Origin of the sequence: Mesorhizobium sp. BR115XR7A, assembly GCF_020165315.1 — a bacterium.
GTDB classification, from domain to species: domain Bacteria; phylum Pseudomonadota; class Alphaproteobacteria; order Rhizobiales; family Rhizobiaceae; genus Mesorhizobium; species Mesorhizobium australicum.
In genome coordinates this window covers 167045-187813 of sequence record NZ_JAIUHW010000014.1, presented here as the reverse complement: position 1 = coordinate 187813, position 20769 = coordinate 167045, and the positions used below count along the sequence as shown (strand labels likewise).

General features: G+C 59.2%; 16 protein-coding genes, 3 pseudogenes and 1 riboswitch. Of the genes and pseudogenes, 7 read left to right on the top strand and 12 right to left on the bottom strand.

From position 1 onward, the window contains the following. Positions 1-77: 77 nt before the first annotated feature. Positions 78-436 (bottom strand): annotated as a pseudogene (locus LB557_RS26425) (transposase); the annotation flags it as partial. A 928-nt stretch (positions 437-1364) separates the two neighbouring features. Here LB557_RS26425 and LB557_RS26420 point away from each other — a divergent pair. The 4 genes and pseudogenes from LB557_RS26420 to LB557_RS26410 form a co-directional block, all read left to right on the top strand. Next, positions 1365-2049: pseudogene (locus LB557_RS26420) on the top strand (IS110 family transposase); the annotation flags it as partial. A 622-nt stretch (positions 2050-2671) separates the two neighbouring features. Beyond that, positions 2672-2792, top strand: a pseudogene (locus tag LB557_RS31785) (helix-turn-helix domain-containing protein); the annotation flags it as partial. 254 nt (positions 2793-3046) lie between these two features. Further along, on the top strand, positions 3047-4156 hold the full coding sequence (gene hisC, locus LB557_RS26415; RefSeq protein ID WP_027033130.1) for a histidinol-phosphate transaminase: 1110 nt from the start codon (positions 3047-3049) through the stop codon (positions 4154-4156). Between the two features lie 126 nt (positions 4157-4282). After that, complete coding sequence (locus tag LB557_RS26410; protein ID WP_027033131.1) at positions 4283-5311, top strand: LLM class flavin-dependent oxidoreductase; 1029 nt, start codon at positions 4283-4285, stop codon at positions 5309-5311. A 261-nt stretch (positions 5312-5572) separates the two neighbouring features. On the opposite strand, the gene LB557_RS26405 is transcribed toward LB557_RS26410, so the two are convergent. From LB557_RS26405 to LB557_RS26360, 10 genes are all read right to left on the bottom strand, one after another. Continuing rightward, on the bottom strand, positions 5573-6343 hold the full coding sequence (locus LB557_RS26405; protein WP_027033132.1) for a hydroxymethylpyrimidine/phosphomethylpyrimidine kinase: 771 nt from the start codon (positions 6341-6343) through the stop codon (positions 5573-5575). Beyond that, positions 6334-6939 carry a thiamine phosphate synthase gene (locus tag LB557_RS26400; protein ID WP_027033133.1) on the bottom strand — a complete coding sequence of 202 codons (606 nt, stop codon included), beginning with the start codon at positions 6937-6939 and terminating at the stop codon, positions 6334-6336. The genes LB557_RS26405 and LB557_RS26400 overlap by 10 nt, the downstream gene beginning before the upstream one ends. Continuing rightward, a complete protein-coding gene (locus LB557_RS26395; RefSeq protein WP_006334021.1) occupies positions 6936-7709 on the bottom strand; it encodes a thiazole synthase in 774 nt (257 codons plus the stop codon). Before LB557_RS26395 ends, LB557_RS26400 begins: the two co-directional genes overlap by 4 nt. Position 7710: 1 nt before the next feature. Beyond that, positions 7711-7908 (bottom strand): sulfur carrier protein ThiS, encoded by a 198-nt coding sequence (gene thiS, locus LB557_RS26390; RefSeq protein ID WP_027033134.1) that lies wholly within the window; start codon positions 7906-7908, stop codon positions 7711-7713. Continuing rightward, positions 7877-8878, bottom strand: coding sequence for a glycine oxidase ThiO (thiO, locus tag LB557_RS26385; protein ID WP_027033135.1), 1002 nt, complete (start codon positions 8876-8878; stop codon positions 7877-7879). The genes thiS and thiO overlap by 32 nt, the downstream gene beginning before the upstream one ends. Next, positions 8875-10710: a phosphomethylpyrimidine synthase ThiC gene (gene thiC / locus LB557_RS26380; protein ID WP_032925884.1), complete on the bottom strand. Its 1836-nt coding sequence runs from the start codon at positions 10708-10710 to the stop codon at positions 8875-8877. The genes thiO and thiC overlap by 4 nt, the downstream gene beginning before the upstream one ends. 104 nt (positions 10711-10814) lie before the next feature. Continuing rightward, positions 10815-10931: riboswitch (TPP riboswitch) on the bottom strand. A gap of 280 nt (positions 10932-11211) precedes the next feature. After that, the gene (queE, locus tag LB557_RS26375) at positions 11212-11949 is read right to left on the bottom strand and encodes a 7-carboxy-7-deazaguanine synthase QueE (RefSeq protein WP_027033137.1); all 738 of its coding nucleotides are present in this window, start codon (positions 11947-11949) and stop codon (positions 11212-11214) included. Beyond that, positions 11946-12302 (bottom strand): 6-carboxytetrahydropterin synthase QueD, encoded by a 357-nt coding sequence (queD, locus tag LB557_RS26370; protein WP_027033138.1) that lies wholly within the window; start codon positions 12300-12302, stop codon positions 11946-11948. Before queD ends, queE begins: the two co-directional genes overlap by 4 nt. Further along, positions 12302-13000, bottom strand: a complete 699-nt coding sequence (gene queC, locus LB557_RS26365) for a 7-cyano-7-deazaguanine synthase QueC (RefSeq protein WP_027033139.1) — start codon at positions 12998-13000, stop codon at positions 12302-12304. The genes queD and queC overlap by 1 nt, the downstream gene beginning before the upstream one ends. 560 nt (positions 13001-13560) lie before the next feature. After that, entirely contained in the window at positions 13561-13974 is a 414-nt protein-coding gene (locus LB557_RS26360) for a Fic family protein (RefSeq protein ID WP_224713127.1), read from the bottom strand. 507 nt (positions 13975-14481) lie between these two features. Between LB557_RS26360 and LB557_RS26355 the strand changes: the two genes are divergently transcribed. Beyond that, on the top strand, positions 14482-15915 hold the full coding sequence (locus LB557_RS26355) for a phosphomannomutase (protein WP_027033142.1): 1434 nt from the start codon (positions 14482-14484) through the stop codon (positions 15913-15915). Continuing rightward, positions 15915-17330 carry a mannose-1-phosphate guanylyltransferase/mannose-6-phosphate isomerase gene (locus tag LB557_RS26350; RefSeq protein WP_006334012.1) on the top strand — a complete coding sequence of 472 codons (1416 nt, stop codon included), beginning with the start codon at positions 15915-15917 and terminating at the stop codon, positions 17328-17330. Before LB557_RS26355 ends, LB557_RS26350 begins: the two co-directional genes overlap by 1 nt. Positions 17331-18349: 1019 nt before the next feature. On the opposite strand, the gene LB557_RS26345 is transcribed toward LB557_RS26350, so the two are convergent. Further along, positions 18350-18610 carry an XRE family transcriptional regulator gene (locus LB557_RS26345; protein WP_027033144.1) on the bottom strand — a complete coding sequence of 87 codons (261 nt, stop codon included), beginning with the start codon at positions 18608-18610 and terminating at the stop codon, positions 18350-18352. 787 nt (positions 18611-19397) lie between these two features. Between LB557_RS26345 and LB557_RS26340 the strand changes: the two genes are divergently transcribed. Then, the gene (locus LB557_RS26340; protein ID WP_032925888.1) at positions 19398-20483 is read left to right on the top strand and encodes a cytochrome-c peroxidase; all 1086 of its coding nucleotides are present in this window, start codon (positions 19398-19400) and stop codon (positions 20481-20483) included. The last annotated feature ends 286 nt before the right edge of the window (positions 20484-20769 follow it).

Here is a 20769-nt window from a genome sequence, read left to right as displayed (position 1 = left end):
TTTCTCTTCATCAGTCCGTCCTTCGATCAAGGGCCGGACTCTAATCTCACATGGAGGAAATTCTCAGTGGCAGGTCAGCGGCAACAGCCGATGGCTTTACACGCCCGCCGTTCGCTCATCCCGAAGCCTTCCTTCAGGCGAGCGACAGCTTTCCGCTTGGCCGCGGGCGTCACCATTTCTTTCCCACAAGATCCTTCAACGCGGCATTGTCGAGCATGGCGTCGGCCAGAAGCCGCTTCAGCCGCGTGTTCTCGTCCTCCAGCGCCTTCAGTCGCCGAGCCTCGGAGACATCCATCCCGCCGAAGCGGGCCTTCCAGTTGTAGATCGAGGCGTCGCTGACCCCGTGCTTGCGGCACAGATCGGCAACCGATACCCCGGCCTCGTGTTCCTTCAAAATTCCGATGATCTGCTCTTCAGAGAAGCGGCTACGTTTCATGTCCTGGTCCTCTCGATGGGCCAGAACGAACTTCAAACCGGATTAGATCTGAGGGGCAAGGTCACGATATTGGCGCGGTGGTCGCACTTGACAGTGCCTCGCCGAACTTAGTTGAGCCTGGCCGCGTAACCACACATGTCAGCGGGCCACGGGCAGCCAATCAGATTTGTTGGCAACGCAGGCATTCGCCCCAGGACATGTTGGCCAGCTTATCAATGCTCGACATGCCGCCCGGGTGTCGGTGTGTCAACATGATGAGATGCTCAACCGTGTAGTATCCTGCTCATCGGCATTTCCGGCAGGCGGTATCCTTGCCGTGAGGTTTGGCACAGGCAGTGGACAACGTTTTTGCATGTTTACATCAGTCCGCTGAATCGACGTTCAGAGCCGAATCTTTGGCGACGGGGACGTCGCACTTACGAAGCGGCGTCGAAATTGCTGACGCGCCTCAAGTGGAGGTCCAAGGTGGGCCGGGCTCATGCGACGGCAAGGCCTGTGTCGCCGTCGTGCAAGTTGGCGGTGATCATGCACCCGATCTGACGGCAGATGATCGGGCAGCGGGTTGCGGTGGGATGGCCGCTCGTACCGCTGTCTTTTGACACTGCGACGGCTCACCCGGATGCGGGGCGATATCGGCGTCGAGGTCTTCAAGCGCGAGTGCCAGTTGATCTGGATCGAGACGTTTGGAACGCCGACCAAACTACACTCTTGGAGCTTTCTGATGATCGACTGAAGGCGCTTGATCTCTCCGTCGCGGCTTTCCACAGCACCCGCCTTCTCGCGTACGAGACGCTGCAGGAAAAGCCGGATCGGATGGCGAGGGATTGCCGCCCGTAATCGGCAAGCCGCTCCTCTATTTGCCGGATCGCTGCCGCCCGCTGCGCCGACTGCTAAGAAATCAATTGTCAAACCACGCAGGAGGCGGCTCGTGGAATACTTTTGCGGACTGGATGTTGCAGTGGACGAGACGGCGGTGTGCGTCGTCGACGAGCACGGTGAGGTGCATCTGACGGTCAAGGTGGAGACCGATCCCGATGCGTTGTTTGTGGTGTTGAAGCCGTTCGTCGCCCGGCTGCGGCGTGTCGGCCATAAGGCGGGATCTCTGTCGCCATGGCTGCATCCCGAGCTCTGAAACGCGGACGCCAGTGGTTTGCCTGGAGACCCAGCACGTGCGCGCCGCGATGTCGGCGCAGCGCAACAAGACGGACGCTGCCGACGCGCTCGGCATCGCCCACATCATGCGCACGGGCTGGTTCCGTCAGGCGCATATCAAAACGCAGGACTGCTAGCTGATGCGGCTTTTGCTGACCCACCGGCGTAACCTGAAGCGCAAGTTCCTCGATATCGAAAACGCCATCCGCCACTCGCTGAAAGCGTTCGGCATCAAGCTTGGCGGCACATCGCGCGGCGCTTTCGACCAGGCGGTACGCACGGCTGTGACAGACGATCCGCTGTCGGCCGAGCTGATGGACGCCATGCTGTCAGCACGCGCCGCGCTGTGGCGAGAGTACTGTCGGCTGCACGACCTGGTCGTGAAGATCGTCGCGAAGAGCGAGCTCTGCCGGCGCTTCATGGCGATCCCGGGCGTCGGTCCGGTGACGGCGCTCTCGGTGGGAGATTGCGACCACGTCTGGCTAAAACGTGGCGATAATGTGATACGGAATCACCGATTCCAACACGCACTTCGAAAATGTGACCTAGAGGTTTGGGAAACGGCGCAGCGCAGCTGGTCGGCGGGACAGGGGGCCATCAGCCGCTCGGCGAGGTGGGCAAAGGTCAAGACCTTGTCGCGATTGTGATGAAATCACGCCGGAGTCGCGGTCGGCCCTCGTAGATGACATCGTCGCAATGGCGGTCGCCACGCCACTGCGCCAGCTTTGCCAGGAGCTGATTAGACTGATGGCCCGGGCCATCAGCACCGGCACCGCGGGGACGCCGGCGCAGACATTCTGCCGTTCGATATCATCTACCGGAGGTATATGAAACTGATGGAATTCTATCATGAGCGCAGAGTTTCCTTTCGCGGATGAAAGAAAGCTCGATTGACTCGCCCGCCCCATTCCGGTCTCGTGAATCAACGTGCGGTTGCGGCCTGCAGAAGTCAGTCGACGGTCGCGATTCATGAAAGGAAACCCATGGCCAGGCATCACACCGCTGTGCACTCGACACGTCGCGACTTACGGCCAGGGCATTTTTCGCGCTTGCCCGTGACCGGTCAAAATCCGCGGTGCGAGTATGTCAAATCGCGAGCGTGTCATCGCGGCCGTGGAGAGATGTGGCTCGGTGCAGGCAAAGGCGGCGCCTGCTTGGACTGACGCCGCGCCAGATTGGATACCCGCTGAGGAAATACGGCATCAGATCAAGCGTCCTTGAAAGGCCGACCGAGGCAATATCAGGGACAAATCAAGCGTTGGTGGTTGGCGGAGCCTTGGCCCGATGACGAGTGGATGCGGACCTGAGCGTCGGGCCAATCCGACCCGGGAGGACAGCCCGCCCGACCTCACGGGGTCAATGTGCTGACAACGGCGGTGTGAACGAACCGTCGGTCGGCCATGTGCTCTAGACCATCGCTCATCCCGGATTCCCTCTGCGACTGAAACGGAGAAAAACATGTCCGATGCAAAACTTCAGAGTGTGCTTTCGTCTCTTTCGCAAGTGGCGAGACAGTTAGATGCTCTGCCATCCGATAGACCAGCGCCTGGTTCAAGTTGGGTAAAACTAAACACGAATGAGAACCCGTTCCCGCTTCCAGCAATCATAATGCAAAGCGCGATTGCAGCTCTCGAACGGCAGTATCTATATCCAGAAGACGATAACATCAGCTTGAGGGAAGCAGCCGCAAATGCCTACAGCGTCTCCATGGATCAGGTGATCGCCGGCAACGGATCGTCTGAACTGCTTGGACTTGTCTACAGAGCTTTCCTTGCCCCGGGGGATAGCGTGGCGATGATGTCGCCAGGGTTTTCGTTCAACCGCAAACTTGCAACGTTGCAGGGTGCTCAATTTGTCGAAATCAAATTTAGCGAAGATCATTCCTTGCCGATGGAGCAATTGCTCTTCGGTCCTGCAAAGGACGCCAAGTTCATTCTGTTAGCCAATCCGAACAATCCGACCGGAACGTTCGTTCCGGTGGCCGATATCGAACGCCTGGTAGCGAAATCGGACCGCTTGATCGTGCTGGATGAGGCCTACGTCGACTTTGCACCCGAGAATGGTCTACGCCTCATCAATCGATATTCGAACCTTCTGGTCTTAAGGACATTTTCGAAAAGCTATGCTGCCGCCGGCGTTCGCGTCGGTTTCGGTTTCGGTCACCCTGAAATTATCGGCAGGCTACGCAACATCCAGAACGTCTTCAACATGAATGTGATCGGGCAGGCGGTTGGTATCAGCGTCCTTGCGCACCGCGCCGCCTATGCAGACAACCACAGACACATCAGGCATGAACGACGGCGAGTGACGCTCGCGCTCTCGCAACTTGGATTTTCCGTAATCCCTTCCCACGCAAACTTCTTACTTGCCCGCGTGCCAACGGGACAGGACGGCTTATGGTGGCAATCAGCCTTTGCAAGGCAAAAAATACTTGTTGCCGTCTTTCCCGATAAAGGTTTGGAAAATTACATCCGCGTCAGCATCGGTACAAAAGAGCAAATGGATGCGTTTCTTCGTGCCGCTAGTCGTATTAGTCGAATATTGAATATGTCAAGGCCCCCGTATTAGGTTGCTAAGGCTCTGCTTTAGCATTTCGCAGGCAATAATCCGAGCGATTACACAAGCGAGAAATCTTTAAATTGCTTGTAATGCGCAAGCAACCGGACTTGTTGCGTCAAAAATGGAGACAATATCATGGATAAGGCCTTTCCTTCAGGCTTAGCTGTCGGCATCTTCGATCATCTGGACGAGGACGGCCCCGATATCGCCCGACAGTACGAAGATCGCCTGATGTTAGCGGAGGCGTGCGATCACCTTGGGTTCTATGCATATCATCTCGCAGAGCACCATTGTACCCCACATGGGAGAGGTCCCTCACCGAATCTGTTCTTGTCGAGCGTAGCCCAGCGAACCCGGCGCCTTCGTGTCGGCCCGTTGGTAATGCTGCTTGCCCTCTATCATCCGCTACGTGCGTTCGAAGAGATCTGTATGCTGGACCAATTGAGCGGTGGCAGGCTCGAACTTGGGATAGGGCGCGGCTCGCTCCCGATCGAATTGGGTTACTTCGGGATTGGCTCGGACGCGGCGCCAAACCACTATGCGGAAGCCAGCGAAATTCTTATCAATGCGCTGAAGGGCGGCACGCTATCGTATCAAGGTCGCCATTTTGAGTTGAACAGCGTTCCGCTGACGCTAAGAACTCATCAGCGTCCACATCCGCCGACTTGGATCGCCACCAATCGACCGGAATCGGCAGGCTGGGCCGCTGCGAATGGCATGAACATCGCGTGCGTGGGACCTTCCTCTTCCGTTCGAAGAATCACTGATGCCTTCCGCGCCGGTCGAGAGCACACCAGTGAGGCGGACGACCAAGCGCCATTTCTTGGATTGCTCCGAATGGTCGTGATTGGGCGTTCTGAAACAGATGCACGTTCACTCGCCGCACCTGCTTACGAACGGTGGCTCAAGAGCTTTAAATTCCTTTATGATCTCAATGGCATGCCGACTCCACCAAACCTGCCGCTGACCTTCGATGCAGCAATCGAGAAGGAATTGTGCGTAGTAGGAACGGCAGCATCTGCGGGACAAGCTCTTCTTGATCAGCTGGAAGCGGCAGGTGCAAACTACCTCCTTTGTCAACCGGCGTTTGGGAATCTGTCGTTAGATGCTTCCCTATATACCGCAACGGCGATTCAATCCGCAATTATGGCTCGAGTTGGCTAACCCCGGTTCGAACGTTCGCTCACCCAACAACGTGCCAAGCGGCATGCTGTCGCTAGCGACGACTAGGTGCGGGTTTCGGATGACCCATCAACCGGTTGGCACAGAGGCATGCGGCTTCCTCCTCAAAGCGGCGTGTTGTTCATAGGCGAAAGCGACCGTGTATGCCGCATTCTCACCCCTCGGATAGGGCCTTCATGTCCTAGCAGTAGACCCACGATCGCCTGCCAGACTTGATCGGAGCGTTGGATACGTTCGGCCCGATCAGCTAATCGGCCCGATGTCCTTCGATCCGGCAAGCGCATCGAGAACATATTGCTTGCCTTGGCGCACGCTCGCTTCCAGCGACGCTCCAAGAGCAAGCGAGGCGGCGACTGCGCTGGCCATCATGCAACCCGTTCCGCGCATCCCTCGCGGCAAGCGGGGCGCCTCGAACCGAACTGCACGTTGGTTCGGCTGCAAAAGCACGTCGACGCAACGGGTTCCTTGTGCATGGCCGCCCTTGACGAGTACAGCGGTCCTCACCGTCCTCGATAGCTCTTCAGCCTGACGACAAGCCCCTTCTTCGTCCGCGGCCGGTGACGAGCCGGTAAACGCAGCCAGCTCGACCAGGTTAGGCGTTACAAGCCGGCAGATCGGCATCAGATCGTGGCGCAGCATATTAATGGCATCGTCCGCCAGCAGATTGCGTCCCGAGGTAGAGGCCAGGACCGGGTCGAGTACCACAGGCACTTGGCGGTTGACCAAAACAGCGCCGACTGCCTCAACAGCCGCCGATGTCCCAATCATGCCTATCTTGACGGCCGCGACAGCGTTGGCAGCGAACGCGGCGCGCATCTGAGCGGCGACAAGCTCCGACGGCACAAGCTTGACGTGCTCGACAGCCGAGTGCGTCTGGACTGTCACGGCGGTGATGGCAAGACAACTGCGCAGCCCGAAGGCGGAAACCGTTTCTATATCGCGGGCAATTCCAGCTCCACCGCTGGAGTCCGACCCGCCAACGACAAGCACATGCGGTTCTCGCCTCAGCGCCATCGCTCCGTCTTTTCGATCCATTCTCGTGTGCGCGCTTCGGGATCGGCATTCAGCGTGATGTCGGTGACCACTGCCGCGCTATCGGCGTCCGCCGCGAAAACACCGTTGAGCCTGTCAGGGTTGAGACCGCCAATGGCGACCAATGGGATTGGCGCGACCCGGCGCTTCCACTCGCTGATCCGTTCGAGCCCTTGCGGCGCCCATTTCATCGTCTTCAGGATGGTCGGATAGATCGGCCCAAGCGCGATATAGTCCGGCCCGGCGGCCATCGCCGTTTCCAGTTCGATATCATCATGTGTGCTCAGTCCGAGCCTCACGCCGGCTACCCGAATCCGCGAACGATCGGCGGTCTGCAAATCCTCCTGGCCAAGGTGGACGAAGTCGCAGCCTTCCTCGATTGCCAGGCGCCAGTGGTCGTTGACGATGAGCTGGCAACGGTTTTGGGCGCACAAGGCCTTTGCCTTGCGGATCTCCGCGCGCAACCCGGCCTCATCCATGGTCTTGATGCGAAGCTGAACCAGCTTGACGCCGAGTGGGACCAGCCGTTCGATCCAGGCAGCGCTGTCGACGATCAGGTAGAAGGGATCGAGTTTCATGAAAAAACGGCTCTGCCAATTGTCGGCGTCGATGGCACGGCGACGTCGCGCGGTTCGAGCATTCCCGAGCTGTAAGCTTCACGGCCGGCTTCGACAGCCTTGCCGAACGCACGCGCCATGCCGACCGGATCAGCCGCCCTGGCGACCGCCGTGTTCAGCAGCACGGCGTCAAAGCCGAGTTCCATGACGGTTGCCGCGTGCGACGGCCGTCCGAGCCCCGCATCCACAATGAGCGGGACATCCGGGAAGTGTCCGCGCATCGAACGCAGTGCCATGATGTTGACCGGCCCGAGGGCGGAACCGATCGGTGCGCACCACGGCATCAGGACCTTGCAGCCCGCCTCCAGCAGCCGCTCGGCGACAACAAGGTCGTCGGTGGTATAGGGAAATACCGTAAAACCGTCCTCGCACAGGATGCGCGCGGCTTCGACCAGGCCGAACACGTCCGGTTGCAGCGTGTCCTGGTTGCCGATCACTTCGAGCTTGATCCAGCTCGTGCCGAACACTTCGCGCGCCATCTTCGCGGTCGTGACCGCTTCCTTGACGGAGTGGCAGCCGGCAGTGTTGGGAAGGATTCTCGTGCCGAGCGCGCGGATCAACGACCAGAATTTTTCGCCGGCCCTCCCGCCTGCCATCTCACGCCGCAACGAGACGGTCACCACCGATGTGCCCGACGCCTTGACCGCATCGGCAAGGATGGCCGGTGAAGGATACTGAGCCGTGCCGAGAAGCAGCCGCGAGGGAAGCGACGTTCCGAAAAGTTCGAACATGCTAGCCTCCCTGCATGGGCGAGAGGATTTCGATCCGGTCGCCGTCGCTCAACTGGAACTCCGCGCGGTTGGCTTTGTGTACGAGGTCGCTGTTGACGGCGGTTGCTAGCCAATCGCCTTCATAGTCGAGCGCGGCAAGCAGCGCCGCCAGCGATGTGGCGGCGGTCTCAAGCGGTTCGCCGTTGACGATCAGATTCATGTGCAAACTCCGCGGGTTTGTCGTGACTGAAGACAAGCTCGGCCGCCTGGCGCGCCATGGCTGGGGCGAGCAGAAAGCCATGGCGATAGAGCCCGTTGATCGCGACCGTGTTTCCGAGTGCCTCGATACGCGGCAGGTTGTCGGGAAAGGCCGGACGAACGCCGACACCGGTTTCAACGATCTCGGCCTCGCCAAAGGCCGGATGGAGGGCATAGGCGGCACCTAGAAGCTCCATCATCGAACGCGCCCTGACCGGTCCACTGGACTGGCTCTCGATCATCGTCGCGCCGACCATGAAATGGTGGTCGGCACGCGGCACCACATAGAGCGGAAAGCGTGGATGCAGCAGACGGACCGGGCGTGACAGCGAGACTTCAGGCGTTCGCAGGATCAGCATCTCGCCACGAACGCCACGCAGCCGGTCGTCGCCCGTCGCTATTCCCGTGCAGTCGATCTGGCGATCGAACCCGGAAACAGCCTGGGCATCGGCGCAGAAGTGGAATTCGACTCCCATCGCCGCCAGCCTGTCATGAAGTAACGCCATCGCCTGGCGCGGGTCGAGATGGGCTTCGTCGGAGAAAAGCAGTCCGCGGCGGAAGCGGCCGGCGAGGTCGGGCTCCAGCAATGCGATTTCATCCTCATCGACGCGCCGATGACCCGACGTGCGGCTGGCGAACCGGTCGAGTTCGCCCGCGTCGCGCGGCGCGGCCACGACCAGTGTTCCGGCCCGCGTCACCTGCCCGGGCGTTGCCGCCTCCCACCAGTCGGCGGCATCGCGTCCGAGATCCAGCACCGGTTGCTCGGCGCTTTCGAGCTCGCACCATGGCGCCAGCATGCCGCCGGCGAACCACGACGCATTGCCGCCGAGGCCATGCCTTGTCTCCGCAACGGTCACCGCCGCGCCGCGCGTGGCGAGTTCGAAGGCGACGGTGAGGCCGGCGATGCCGGCCCCTTTGACCAGCACCCTCATGACGGCTCCGGCGCCCCTGTCATGAGTGCTACGCCGGTCTTGTCAGCCGGCACATAGAGATCGCCACCCGCGCGATATTTCGCCGCCATCGCCGCCATGCCTTCCTTCTGTGCCTCGGCGCGGATGTCGTGGGAAATGCGCATCGAGCAGAATTTCGGCCCGCACATCGAGCAGAAATGCGCCACCTTGTGCGCCTCCTTGGGCAAGGTCTGGTCGTGGAAGGACCGCGCGGTTTCAGGATCGAGCGACAGGTTGAACTGGTCCTCCCAGCGGAACTCGAAGCGCGCGCGGGAGAGGGCATCATCCCTGACTTTCGCCGCCGGATGGCCCTTCGCCAGATCGGCGGCATGGGCGGCGATCTTGTAGGTGATCACCCCAATCTTGACGTCGTTGCGATCGGGAAGGCCGAGATGTTCCTTCGGCGTGACGTAGCAGAGCATGGCGGTGCCGAACCACCCGATCATGGCAGCACCAATGCCGGAGGTGATGTGGTCATAGCCCGGCGCAATGTCGGTCGTCAGCGGTCCAAGCGTGTAGAACGGCGCCTCGCCGCAAACGGCGAGCTGCTTGTCCATGTTCTCCTTGATCTTGTGCATCGGCACGTGGCCAGGCCCCTCGATCATCACCTGGCAATCCTTGGCCCAGGCGATCTGCGTCAGCTCGCCAAGCGTTTCCAGCTCGGCGAATTGCGCCGCGTCGTTGGCGTCGGCGATCGAGCCGGGACGAAGACCGTCGCCAAGCGAGAAGGACACGTCATAGGCGCGGCAGATGTCGCAGATTTCCGCGAAGTGCTCGTAGAGAAAGCTTTCCCGGTGATGCTGCAGGCACCATTTGGCCATGATCGAACCGCCGCGCGAGACGATGCCCGTGACCCGGTCGACAGTCAGCGGGATGTAGTGCAGCCGCATGCCGGCGTGGATGGTGAAATAGTCGACGCCCTGCTCGGCCTGCTCGATCAGTGTGTCGCGGTAGACCTCCCAGGTAAGGTCCTCGGCAATGCCGTTGACCTTTTCGAGCGCCTGATAGAGCGGCACCGTGCCGATCGGCACCGGCGCATTGCGTACGATCCATTCACGGATGTTGTGGATGTTGCGGCCGGTCGACAGGTCCATCACCGTGTCGGCGCCCCAGCGGATCGCCCAGACCATCTTTTCGACCTCTTCGGCCATCGAGGAGGTGACGGCGGAATTGCCTATATTGGCGTTGATCTTCACCAGGAAATTGCGGCCGATGATCATCGGCTCGCTTTCGGGATGATTGATGTTGGCGGGAATGATCGCACGCCCGCGCGCAACCTCATCGCGCACGAATTCCGGCGTGACGAAGTCTGGGATCGCCGCGCCGAAGGCTTCGCCGTCACGCTCAAGCTTGCCACGCAGCATCTCGCGGCCGAGGTTTTCGCGGATGGCGACGAACTCCATCTCGGGCGTGATGATGCCGGCGCGCGCATAGGCGAGCTGGGTCACCGCCTTGCCCTGCTTGGCCCTGAGTGGCCGGTTGCGAGTGAGAAATTCCGGCGTCAGGCGCTCGCCGGTCGCAAATCCGTTGTCCTCCGGCCGGACATGGCGGCCGTCATAGGCCTCGACATCGCCGCGCGCTGTGATCCATTCGTTACGAAGCCGGGCAAGGCCATTTTCGATGCTGGTTTCGACAATCGGGTCGGTATAGGGGCCGGACGGATCGTAGACGATGACGGGCGGTTCGCCGGCCGTCGGATGGACGGAGATTTCGCGCATCGGCACCTTGATGTGCGGATGGAGGACGCCGGACTTGTGAATCTTCCGTGAGGCGGGCAGCGGTCCCGTCGACACGGCTGGGGTGAGGGCATTCATCTTGAGGCTCCTTTGCTCATGCATTGGAGACCCAGTTCTGTGCCGGAAGGATGAAAAGACGCTTTTGTCGACCTGTTCAAAACAGGTCTTCGGGCGTGAACTCCCGCAAAGCGCTTGCACCGTCCCTACGCCAGTATGAACTGGATCAGGTTCAACGGGTCACTGCGCCGCGAAAGCCAGCAGTATCTCAGCCCCTTGCCGGGACTCCCCTGGTGAATGCGTCGAATTGAATGGGCCGGCGCTATTTTGTCAAGCGCATTCGTCCCGCAGCGGTGATCGACGACCAAACAAACCCAGCGGAAAAGCATGCTAGTATCGAGAGCAAGTGACGCCCCAGAGCAGCGGTGAAGCGCCCCCAATAAGGCGAGCCCTCATGCGGATTCGGTGCCTTTTCCAGCACGGTATTTTCGGGGCTTTCCGGAACGACGCTGCTGCCGCCCAGTTGGGTGAGATTGCTATAGATGTCTGTCTTGCTCGTCGTCGGCAATCCTTCCCCTTCGGCTAGACGCCCCGTCTGTTTCCCCAGAGCAGAACATGAAGCTGCGGCAGTACACGCGCCTCGAACCACCTGTCACGAGTCACCTTTTCAACCAGCCATTCCATGCGCCTCATCACACCGGCCATGTCGATGAACGCGTCTTCGTCGCCGGGACGCGGCGGCGTGTGATTGCCGGGCTGCAGATAGACGGGTAATTGCGGGTAGCGCGCCGCGGCGTCTTTGGCATAGGCATAGTCATCATCGTCGAAGACAACGAGCTTGAGCGCCATCTGCGGCTTATCCTGCGCCGCCTCTAAGCAGGCGTCGAACGCGGCCCAATCTGTCGTCATTTCGCTTGAGGGCGGCTTAGGGCTTAGTACCAGCACGTCGAGATCCGCGAACCATTGCTTAGACACCGAGCCTTGGGTTTCCAATGCAAAACGGTAGCCCTCACCATGCCCGCGGTCGATCAACTGGCTAAGCGGCTGGATGGCCGGATTGCCGCCCGACAGCGATACCATCACGGGCTGACCGCCGGAAAGCGCAATGACCTTTTGCCAAACCGCGTCGGGAGACATCATCTCCCAATCATGGCGGAAGCGACGGTCCACCGCATGCAGGCTGTCGCACCAGGAACAGCGATAATCGCACCCGCCGGTTCTTACGAACACCGTCGGCAAGCCGATCAGCACGCCTTCGCCCTGAATGGTCGGCCCAAAAATCTCGCTCACCCGGATTCCGGGATGCAACGCGCAAGTCATGGTCGGTATTCCGCCCAGGTTTTCGGCGTCTCGCTCACCCGCACGGCGGAGGTTTCGGGTAGCCGCACCTTGCACCAGTCGTAGAAGTGCCTGGCCAGGTATTCCGCTGTGGCATGGTCATGCCCAAGCACGTCGTTAAGATGCCGATGGTCGAAGGTCCCATCGATGTAGTGCTTGAACGCCGCCAGATCTTGGTAGTCGCGCACAAAGCCGTGTTCGTCCAGTTCGCCACCTGAAAGCTCCACTACGACGATGTAGTTGTGGCCGTGCAGACGTGCGCACTGATGACCTGGTGGCAAGGAGGTGAGCTGATGCGAGGCCGAGAAGTGGAACTCTTTGGTAATGTGGAACATTACGCGCTCCTTGTCTGGATAGCGTGGAGCCAGAAGTCTGCGTCCCCATAATCTGTCGGGTCGGTGATGCCGGCCAGATCGAATGCTTCGCGCCGTTCGACGCATGTCCCGCAGCGACCGCAATGACGTGCACCGCCCTTGTAGCAGGACCACGTCGCCTCGAACGGCGTGGCGTACTTTGCCCCCTCGCTGACGATGTCGGCCTTCGACATATTCACATACGGAGCGTACAGGCGGATATCGGCGTAGCCTGCGAGCGCATGGTTCTGCATCGTCTGAAAGGCGTCGATAAAAGCGGGCCGGCAATCGGGATAGATGAAATGATCTCCGCCGTGGACGGCAGTGGCCACCGCATCGGCCTTCTGCGCGGCGGCAACCCCGAAGGCGATGGCCAGCATGATGGCGTTCCTATTCGGCACCACCGTGATCCTCATGGAGTCTTCGGCATAGTGCCCGTCGGGCACGTCCACATTATCAGTCAGCGCCGAGCCGCTCAGGTTCCGGCCAACATCGCGGATATCGACGATCTGGTGCGGAACACCCAGCCGCTTGGCGCAGATAGCGGCAAAGCCGAGTTCCTTTTTGTGCCTCTGGCCGTAATCGAACGAAAGCAGGCCAATGAGTTTCTGCTCGGTCGCCACCTTGTGAGCGAGCGAAACAGAGTCCAATCCGCCGGAGCAGATGACGAGGGCATTCATGGTTTGAGTCCTTGTTTTGACCGGGTAAGGCTGCGACCGGAGATTTCTCTGCGTTCCCACTACTCCACGGAGCCGGTTTTGTGAATGGGGTGGACGCGATTGAGCCCACGTACCTTGTTGTCAGCGTCCCCAAGATGACTTTGCACGCGACTTGTCGCGTATCTTCGACCGCTGGGGGGCTGACGCCGGCACTGCGTATATAGGCGTATAGACGATGCAGAAATCACTGCCGTGGCGCAGCAGCATTCCCGACACACCTTCGGCTTGTCCGGTTTGCCCCAGAACATGACGTCCCGAGTTTCGGCGACAACGCAAGGGTCGACCGGCAGTCCAGTGAAAGGCTTCTGCCTCGTGGTTTGCCGTTTTCTGGTCTGCGCATAGATCGCCTCGAGCCGCCGCGCCTCGTCATTGGTGGGAATTCCTTTCCGAGGGCGCGGCTCGAGAGGGGCCACCATTCTGGTTGGAGACGGAAGAGCAGATCGATCAGCCGCTCGGGCATGTCGATAAAGGCATTCACCTATTGCCGGAATTGATCGTAGCGCTGCAGAAAAGCTGTTTCGTCAAAGGTACCGTTCGATCGTCCGCCGAACGCAGGCATAAAGAAATTCGGCGTGCGGGGTTGCATCGAAGTATCGGTAGAAATCCCCGGTGTCATTCAGCACGTTGAATTGCGGCGTCGGTTCCCATTCGACCAATGGCAGAAGGCGCTTCGAATTGCTCTCCAGCACGCGCCTGTACTCGTCGATCTGGTCCAGGATCGCGGCCGATACGGGACACCACTCCCGGCGATTGAAGCGGTGCATGGCAAGGACGTGGTGGATCAGGTAGCGGTGAATGCGGCCGTTTCCATCCTCGAACGGATGGATGTAGACAAAGCCGAAGGCGAAGATTGCGGCGGCGACGACTGCATCAAGGTTTTGCGCTGGGCCTTGATCGAACGCAATTCCAGAAACAACTTTCTGAAGGCGTCGCAAGCCAAGACATTGTCGGCGCTGATCGTCGCCCCAACTGATCCAAGCATCGGTTCCTGCTTGGGCCCAGCGCCCTAGGCGACGCCATGGTCGGCGAGCGCTCTGGCTGACCTTAATCCATTACCCAAGAATCACAGGGTCCATTGCGCTGATCGAGACGGCTTTCTAGCCCTATCCATGCCATGGATGCGTTCCATCCAAACAACCAAGTTTACGGACCTGTCATGATGATGCATAGCGAAATACCGGCAGGCACCGATCGATCACTCCACTTCCTTGATCATTAGATGAGCGCGCCAAAAGATTCCATTAGAAGGAGAACTGTGGATGCCCCTGTGCCAGTGGATGCCCTGCTGTTCGGCGGAACTCTGAGGGGTCCTTACGCCACACCGTGTTGTAGAGACCGCATACCTGAACAGCAGGTGCCTGAGAACGATGGCGCTTGCAGTAGAAAGTACTAGCCCGTTGCAACATTACCCCACCCTGCCTGTCCACTAGCAAAGCGAAATCATGAAATTCGGGTCAAGCGGCGTTCGAGGTTTGGCTTCGGAATTGGTCGGCAAGGCCAGCGGACTTTATACCGAAGCTTTCGCTTGGCGTTTGATTTCCAGCCGGGTTCAGCCGAATAGTTCAGTCTTCATAGGCCGCGACCTACGTGACAGCAGTCAGGCGATAGCCAACAATTGCATGGCGGCGTTGGCCGCAAATGGTTTCCAGCCGATCGATTGCGGCACCATACCCACGCCTGCCCTGGCACTATATGCATGCAAACACGGCGCGGCGGCTCTTATGGTCACCGGGTCGCACATTCCAGCCGATCGCAATGGCATCAAATTTTATGGCCCGAATGGTGAAATCAGCAAGGCGGATGAGGCCGCGATTACGCGCTTTGTAGCCGAAAGATCAATTGCGTATTGCTTACCAACGGCTTGTTTGGGAACGACGTGGCCTATGCACCGTGAAGAAGCGATCGCCTCTTATCGAGAGCGCGCCCATGACATGCTGGAGCCGGGCTCACTTTCCGGCATGAGACTTGGTGTCTATCAGCACAGTTCGGTCGCGGCGGAACTGTTGGTACAGGTTCTTCGATCGCTCGGTGCCAGCGTGGTCGCCGTCGGGAAAACCGGGACCTTCGTACCTGTCGATACCGAAGCCGTGGACGCAGCAACAATCGCAAAATTGAAGAAGTGGGTCCGCGAATTCGGTCTCGATGCCATCGTGTCGACCGATGCGGACGCTGATCGGCCACTCATCGCTGATGAAAATGGCGATCTTCTTCGCGGCGACCTGGTTGGGCTTGCAACGGCTCTTTTCCTGAAGGCAGACACGATCGTGACGCCAGTGACCTCCAATTCGGGAATTTCGAAGGCCTTTGGTTTCGCGGTCCAGAGGACGAAAGTCGGGTCTCCATTTGTCATTGAAGCAATGGAAGCATTACACGGCGCCGGCGGCGTCATCGTCGGCTTTGAGGCCAATGGTGGTGTTCTGCTGGGCTCGGATTGTGTGGTGAATGGGAAGACATTGACTGCACTGCCGACGCGGGACTCATTCCTCCCGATTTTGGCCGTGCTCAGTACCATGGCGTCGACAAAAAAGAAGCTGTCGCGACTGCGCGGGCTTTGGAATCTTCCTGTGTGCGTCAGTGACCGGCTTCAGAACTTCCCCGCGGAAAGTTCGCGCAGATTGATGGATCATCTCGCAAGCCGGAACGCACTGCAGCACTTTCTTGCCTCGTTCGGGACCGTCGCCGAAATTGACAAAACCGATGGCCTCAGGGCGCGGATGCTTTCAGGTGAGATCATACATCTGCGGCCTTCCGGCAATGCCCCGGAACTGCGCTGCTACTCGGAAGCTTCGACCGAGAGCAGGGCCATGGCGATCGTCGCCTCGACGCTGCAAGGGGCACATGCGTTCGCGCTTACAGACGAGATAGAGGACCTTTGATGAAAGTGGTTCCGGTCATCATCAGCGGTGGAGCTGGTTCGCGGCTCTGGCCCGCCTCAAGGCAATCGCACCCCAAACCTTTCCTCAAGGTGGCGGATGGACTTTCGCTCATCCAGCACACCGTGTTGCGCGCCGCTTCGATGCAGCATGTCGTGGAGCTTGTTACCGTGACGTCCACGGGGCACCTCTTCCTTACGAAAGACGTTTTCGACGAGCTGGATTCCGTTGTTTTGCCACGCACCTTTCTGCTTGAGCCTGAGGGTCGGGATACCGCCGCCGCCGTCGCTGCGGCAACCGTCCATGCCAAGGCAACACAGGGTCCCGATGCTGTTCTGTGTGTTTTTCCCGCCGACCATATGATTGGTGATCTGCCCGCATTTCAAACCGCCATGAACCGGGCAATCGAACAGGCGCAGCAGGGGCGTATTGCAACCTTGGGCATAACCCCGGATAGGCCAGACACCGCATTCGGCTACATCGAGGCCGACGGTGAGAAAGTTGTCCGGTTCGTCGAGAAACCGAACGCCGAGACTGCCAAATCTTATGTCGCGTCCAAACGTTTCTTCTGGAACGCCGGCATCTTCTGCTTCAAGGCGCAGGTCATGCTCGACGAAATGGCTGCGCATTGCCCGCAGGTGATCGATGCCGTTCTCGATAGCTATGATAACGCTCGCGTCAGCCACGGCGAACATGTTGCCAGCGTCGAACTCTCATCTGAGCACTTCGCCATGGCGCCGCGTATTTCACTCGACCATGCGGTGATGGAAAAAACCCACAATCTCGCTGTCGTTCCCTGCGAAATGGGGTGGAATGACATTGGATCTTGGAACGCAATGGCCGAACTGGTCGCCGCTGACGGGAGCGGCAACAGGATTCGCGGCGATGTCCATGTGGTCGACACCGTGGGCAGTTACATAAGCTCGGACAAACGCGTCATCGGCACCGTCGGCATCAGCGACCTGGTGATCGTGGATTCCCCCGATGCATTGCTTGTTGCATCCCGCGATCGCGTCCAGGACGTCAAGAAACTCTTCGAGGGCCTCAAGGCTGCGGGACATGAAGCGCACTTGCTTCACAGTACCGTGCACCGGCCCTGGGGCACCTACACGGTTCTGGAGGAAAGCGAGCGCTTCAAAATCAAGCGCATCGAGGTGAAGCCGGGCGGACGCTTGAGCCTGCAGATGCACCATCACCGCTCCGAGCACTGGGTCGTGGTCAGCGGCACTGCGAAAATAGTCAACGGCGACCAGGAGCTACTCCTGACCACCAATCAATCCACCTATATCCCTTGCGGCCACAAACACCGGCTCGAAAACCCCGGCAATATCGGACTGGTGATGATCGAGGTCCAAAGCGGCGAGTATCTCGGCGAAGATGACATCGTGCGGCTTGAGGACGTATACGGTCGAACCTGACAGTTCAACGTCACATGCCCTACGGTGGCTGGCAGACCGAACCTGCGTCGGCATGTGGGCTGTCAGGCGACCGGCGGCTAGGCAAGGCGAGGCAAACCAGAACAGGTTTTATGAGTATGGCTAGTGAGCGATGTCGCAACGACAGGCTGGCCGAATTGTTGAGACGGCAGTTTTCCGGCGAGATTGTCAGACGACACTTGCGCATCCGATGTAACGGCATGCGCTGCTACAGCCGCTCGAGTTGCGGAAGGTATCGGCAATATCAGTCGATCAGGTGCGCGATAAGGTTCGTTGCCATGTACGGCAGGCGCGACATGAGCGGCCTGGCACTCTGACGGGGTAGGCCAGCATGCGCCGGGCCTGACTGGCGGGGCTCGGAAGAGAAACGCGGCACCGGCTGACGAAGATAATACGCTCCTGCGCGCCGGTGACGGACCGGGGCCATTAGGCGTAGGCGCATCGCTATCGCCATGCCACGTGGACAATCCTATTCGGGCTGGGCAGATGGACGGTAATTCCAGCTTTCGACGGCGTTGACTTCGTCGATGCAGACCGGCCCCGATGCACCGCAGTCCTCGCATTTCATCACAACGCGCGCCTCGTCCGTCTCATATGGCCTAACCTCGCAGCTTGTGCAGAACGGGCAAGGGATCGCTTTCATCGTGACGAACCTTCCTGATGGCCTCGGGTGGTTTCGCCGAAATCTTTCGTCTAAGCGCTCGACTTCGCAAGCGCTGATCGTTGTGCCGTAGTTCGGCGCCACCATCGGGTAGGAATATTTTGTCCACATGCCCTCGTACGATCAACCGGCTAGCCGGTTCTCTCTATCCACAGATCTGGCCTCTCGTGCGGGCCAAGATTACATCCGTGTCGCCCAGCATGAGGCCGATCTTCCGCAGAGCGAATCGATTCCGTAGAAATAAGAATTCTGCCACCGCCCCGCCGCCGTAAGGGTATTGATATACCCTTGGGATTTTGATCCGACCTGGCAGGCGGCGGGTAATCTTCAGAGGCCGACGTCAGGCAGCGTTCGGGATACCCCAGATTTCATCGAAGATACTCTCAGCCAAGCCAAGCGCCCGAGCGATCCGATCGCGATAGCCCTTGTCGAAACAATGGCCAGATTCGATCAGCCCGACCTCCTCGACTGTCAGACCGCTGGTCACGGCAACGTCCTCGGTCGAATAGCCAAGATGTTCCCGACATGCCTGAATTACGGGTTTTCCGTTTGAGATTGCGGTAAGCACTGCCTCGGGCAGCGCGAAAGGCGTTGCGGTCATTTTGCCTCCAAATGCAGAGAACGGCCATTCGATAACTCGAAACAAGCGGCGGCCGATGTTGAAATAGGATGCCGAAACAGCCCGAGCCGGCGGCATCCAAAAATGCGATCACTCTCGAACGTGTGAGAGGCGCTACGCTAATATGGCGGCCGCCGCCGTTTAGATCAAGAACCTTGGCTCGCTTTACGAGGATTGCTCCAGTGGCCACAATTCGACGACACAGTGCAGCGCCGTCATCACGCTCACATCGATGATTGCGCGGCCGCTTTAACGCGCCGTCGGCTTGCGGCGCGATTGAGGAGCCGCGATCTGGCGGTCGGGCACTAGGCGCACCAGCTCGCGGACCAGCGTCAAAGTATCTGCGGGGACTGTCTAGCGATGCTTGCCGGCGGCGTTCATCTTGAGCTTTAATACCGTGTGGTCCCCTCCCGCCCATGCAGGAGGCCGGGTGCCCATCGGACAAGACGCTGAGGGACCAACATCTCTCTGTTTCAGCCCGACTGCTGGCTGTCAGATCCGCGACACCGGAGTAGAGCTGCGCTTTGCTGCGAATTCCCTCAACCTATTGAATGATGACCAGAAAATCCCCCGGAGGTTCCTTCTGCTCAGTTGGCACGACTTTTGATGCTTCTCGAGAGGCGACAGGAGATACCGACTGGCGTTCATCGTGGGTGATATCGCGCAATGCAACGAAGGAAGACAATATGTCAGGTCCGCGTCAGAATCGGTTTTATGCAAAGAGGATTGCCGCCTTTAGCGCAAGGCGTTCACGAACCGCATATCAACAATGGCTTCCGTGCAAAACGCAGGGAGATCACTTGTGAAAATCCTATTCACTACGGTGGCTGTCGCGTTGCCGGCCATCGCTTTTGCTGCGCAAACGATCCCCGTATACCTCAGAGAAACAGCACGGGCCACCTTCAAGCCTCTACCATCCATCACGCCGACAGTCGCCAACAACCCGATCACACCGGAGAAGATAGCCCTGGGCAAGGCAATGTTCTTCGATCCACGCGTCTCGGCGTCAGGCGTCTTGTCGTGCAATTCGTGCCACAACTTGGCCACCGGGGGCGACGACAATCATGAAAGCTCGATCGGCCATGGTTGGCAGAAGGGACCGCGCAACGCGCCGACGGTACTGAACGCTGTCTTCAACATAGCGCAGTTCTGGGATGGTCGTGCTGAAGACCTGAAGGTTCAGGCCAAGGCACCGATCCAAGCCGCTGTCGAAATGGCCAACACACCAGGTCAACTCATCGCCACGCTCAAGTCGATGCCGCAATATGTCGAGTGGTTCAATTCAGCTTTCCCGGGCGAAGCCGATCGCGTCACCTTCGAAAACGTCGCCAAGGCAATCGAAGCCTTTGAGGCGACACTGGTCACACCGGCGCCCTTCGATGCCTTCCTCAACGGCGATGACGCCGCTATGACTTCCGAACAGAAACAGGGCCTGACGCTTTTCATGGACAAAGGCTGCTCGTCCTGCCACGGCGGTATCAACGTGGGTGGGGAGGGCTATTCCCCATTCGGCCTCGTTGAAAAGCCCAACACCGATGTCCTGCCGGAAAACGACAAAGGCCGATTTGCCGTGACCCATGAAGCCGACGATTCCTATGTTTTCCGCGTGGCGCCGTTGCGCAACGTAGCACTCACCGCGCCATACTTTCATTCGGGCAAGGTTTGGGATCTGAAACAGGCCGTCGCCATTATGGGGACCACCCAGCTCGGCCAAGAATTGACGGAAAAAGAAGTCGACCTGCTCGTTGCCTTCCTTAATTCGCTGACCGGAAAAGTACCGGAGGTCGCCTATCCCGTCTTACCCGCCGAAACGCCGACAACGCCTCGACCTGTATTGCATATCCTCCCGCAATGATTGGCCGGAGCTGGCTAGTGAAGGTCGCAATCACGAATGATTGCGACCTTCACTGGGACGAGACGATCATGACTTCCGGCGAGGCCTATCCAACTGGAAAGCTATGACGCGCGAGCCGCTGTTCCAGCTCTGCAAACGCATCGATATGAAAACAAAGCTGCGGCCAGCCAGCGACGTGGCCCGAGCATTTGTCGATGCACACCGCAAGTGCCGCTTGCTCTCGGGCTATCTCATCCATATAGCTCGGCGCAACAGAGGAAGCGCCAGTTGTTCAGTCATCGTCAGC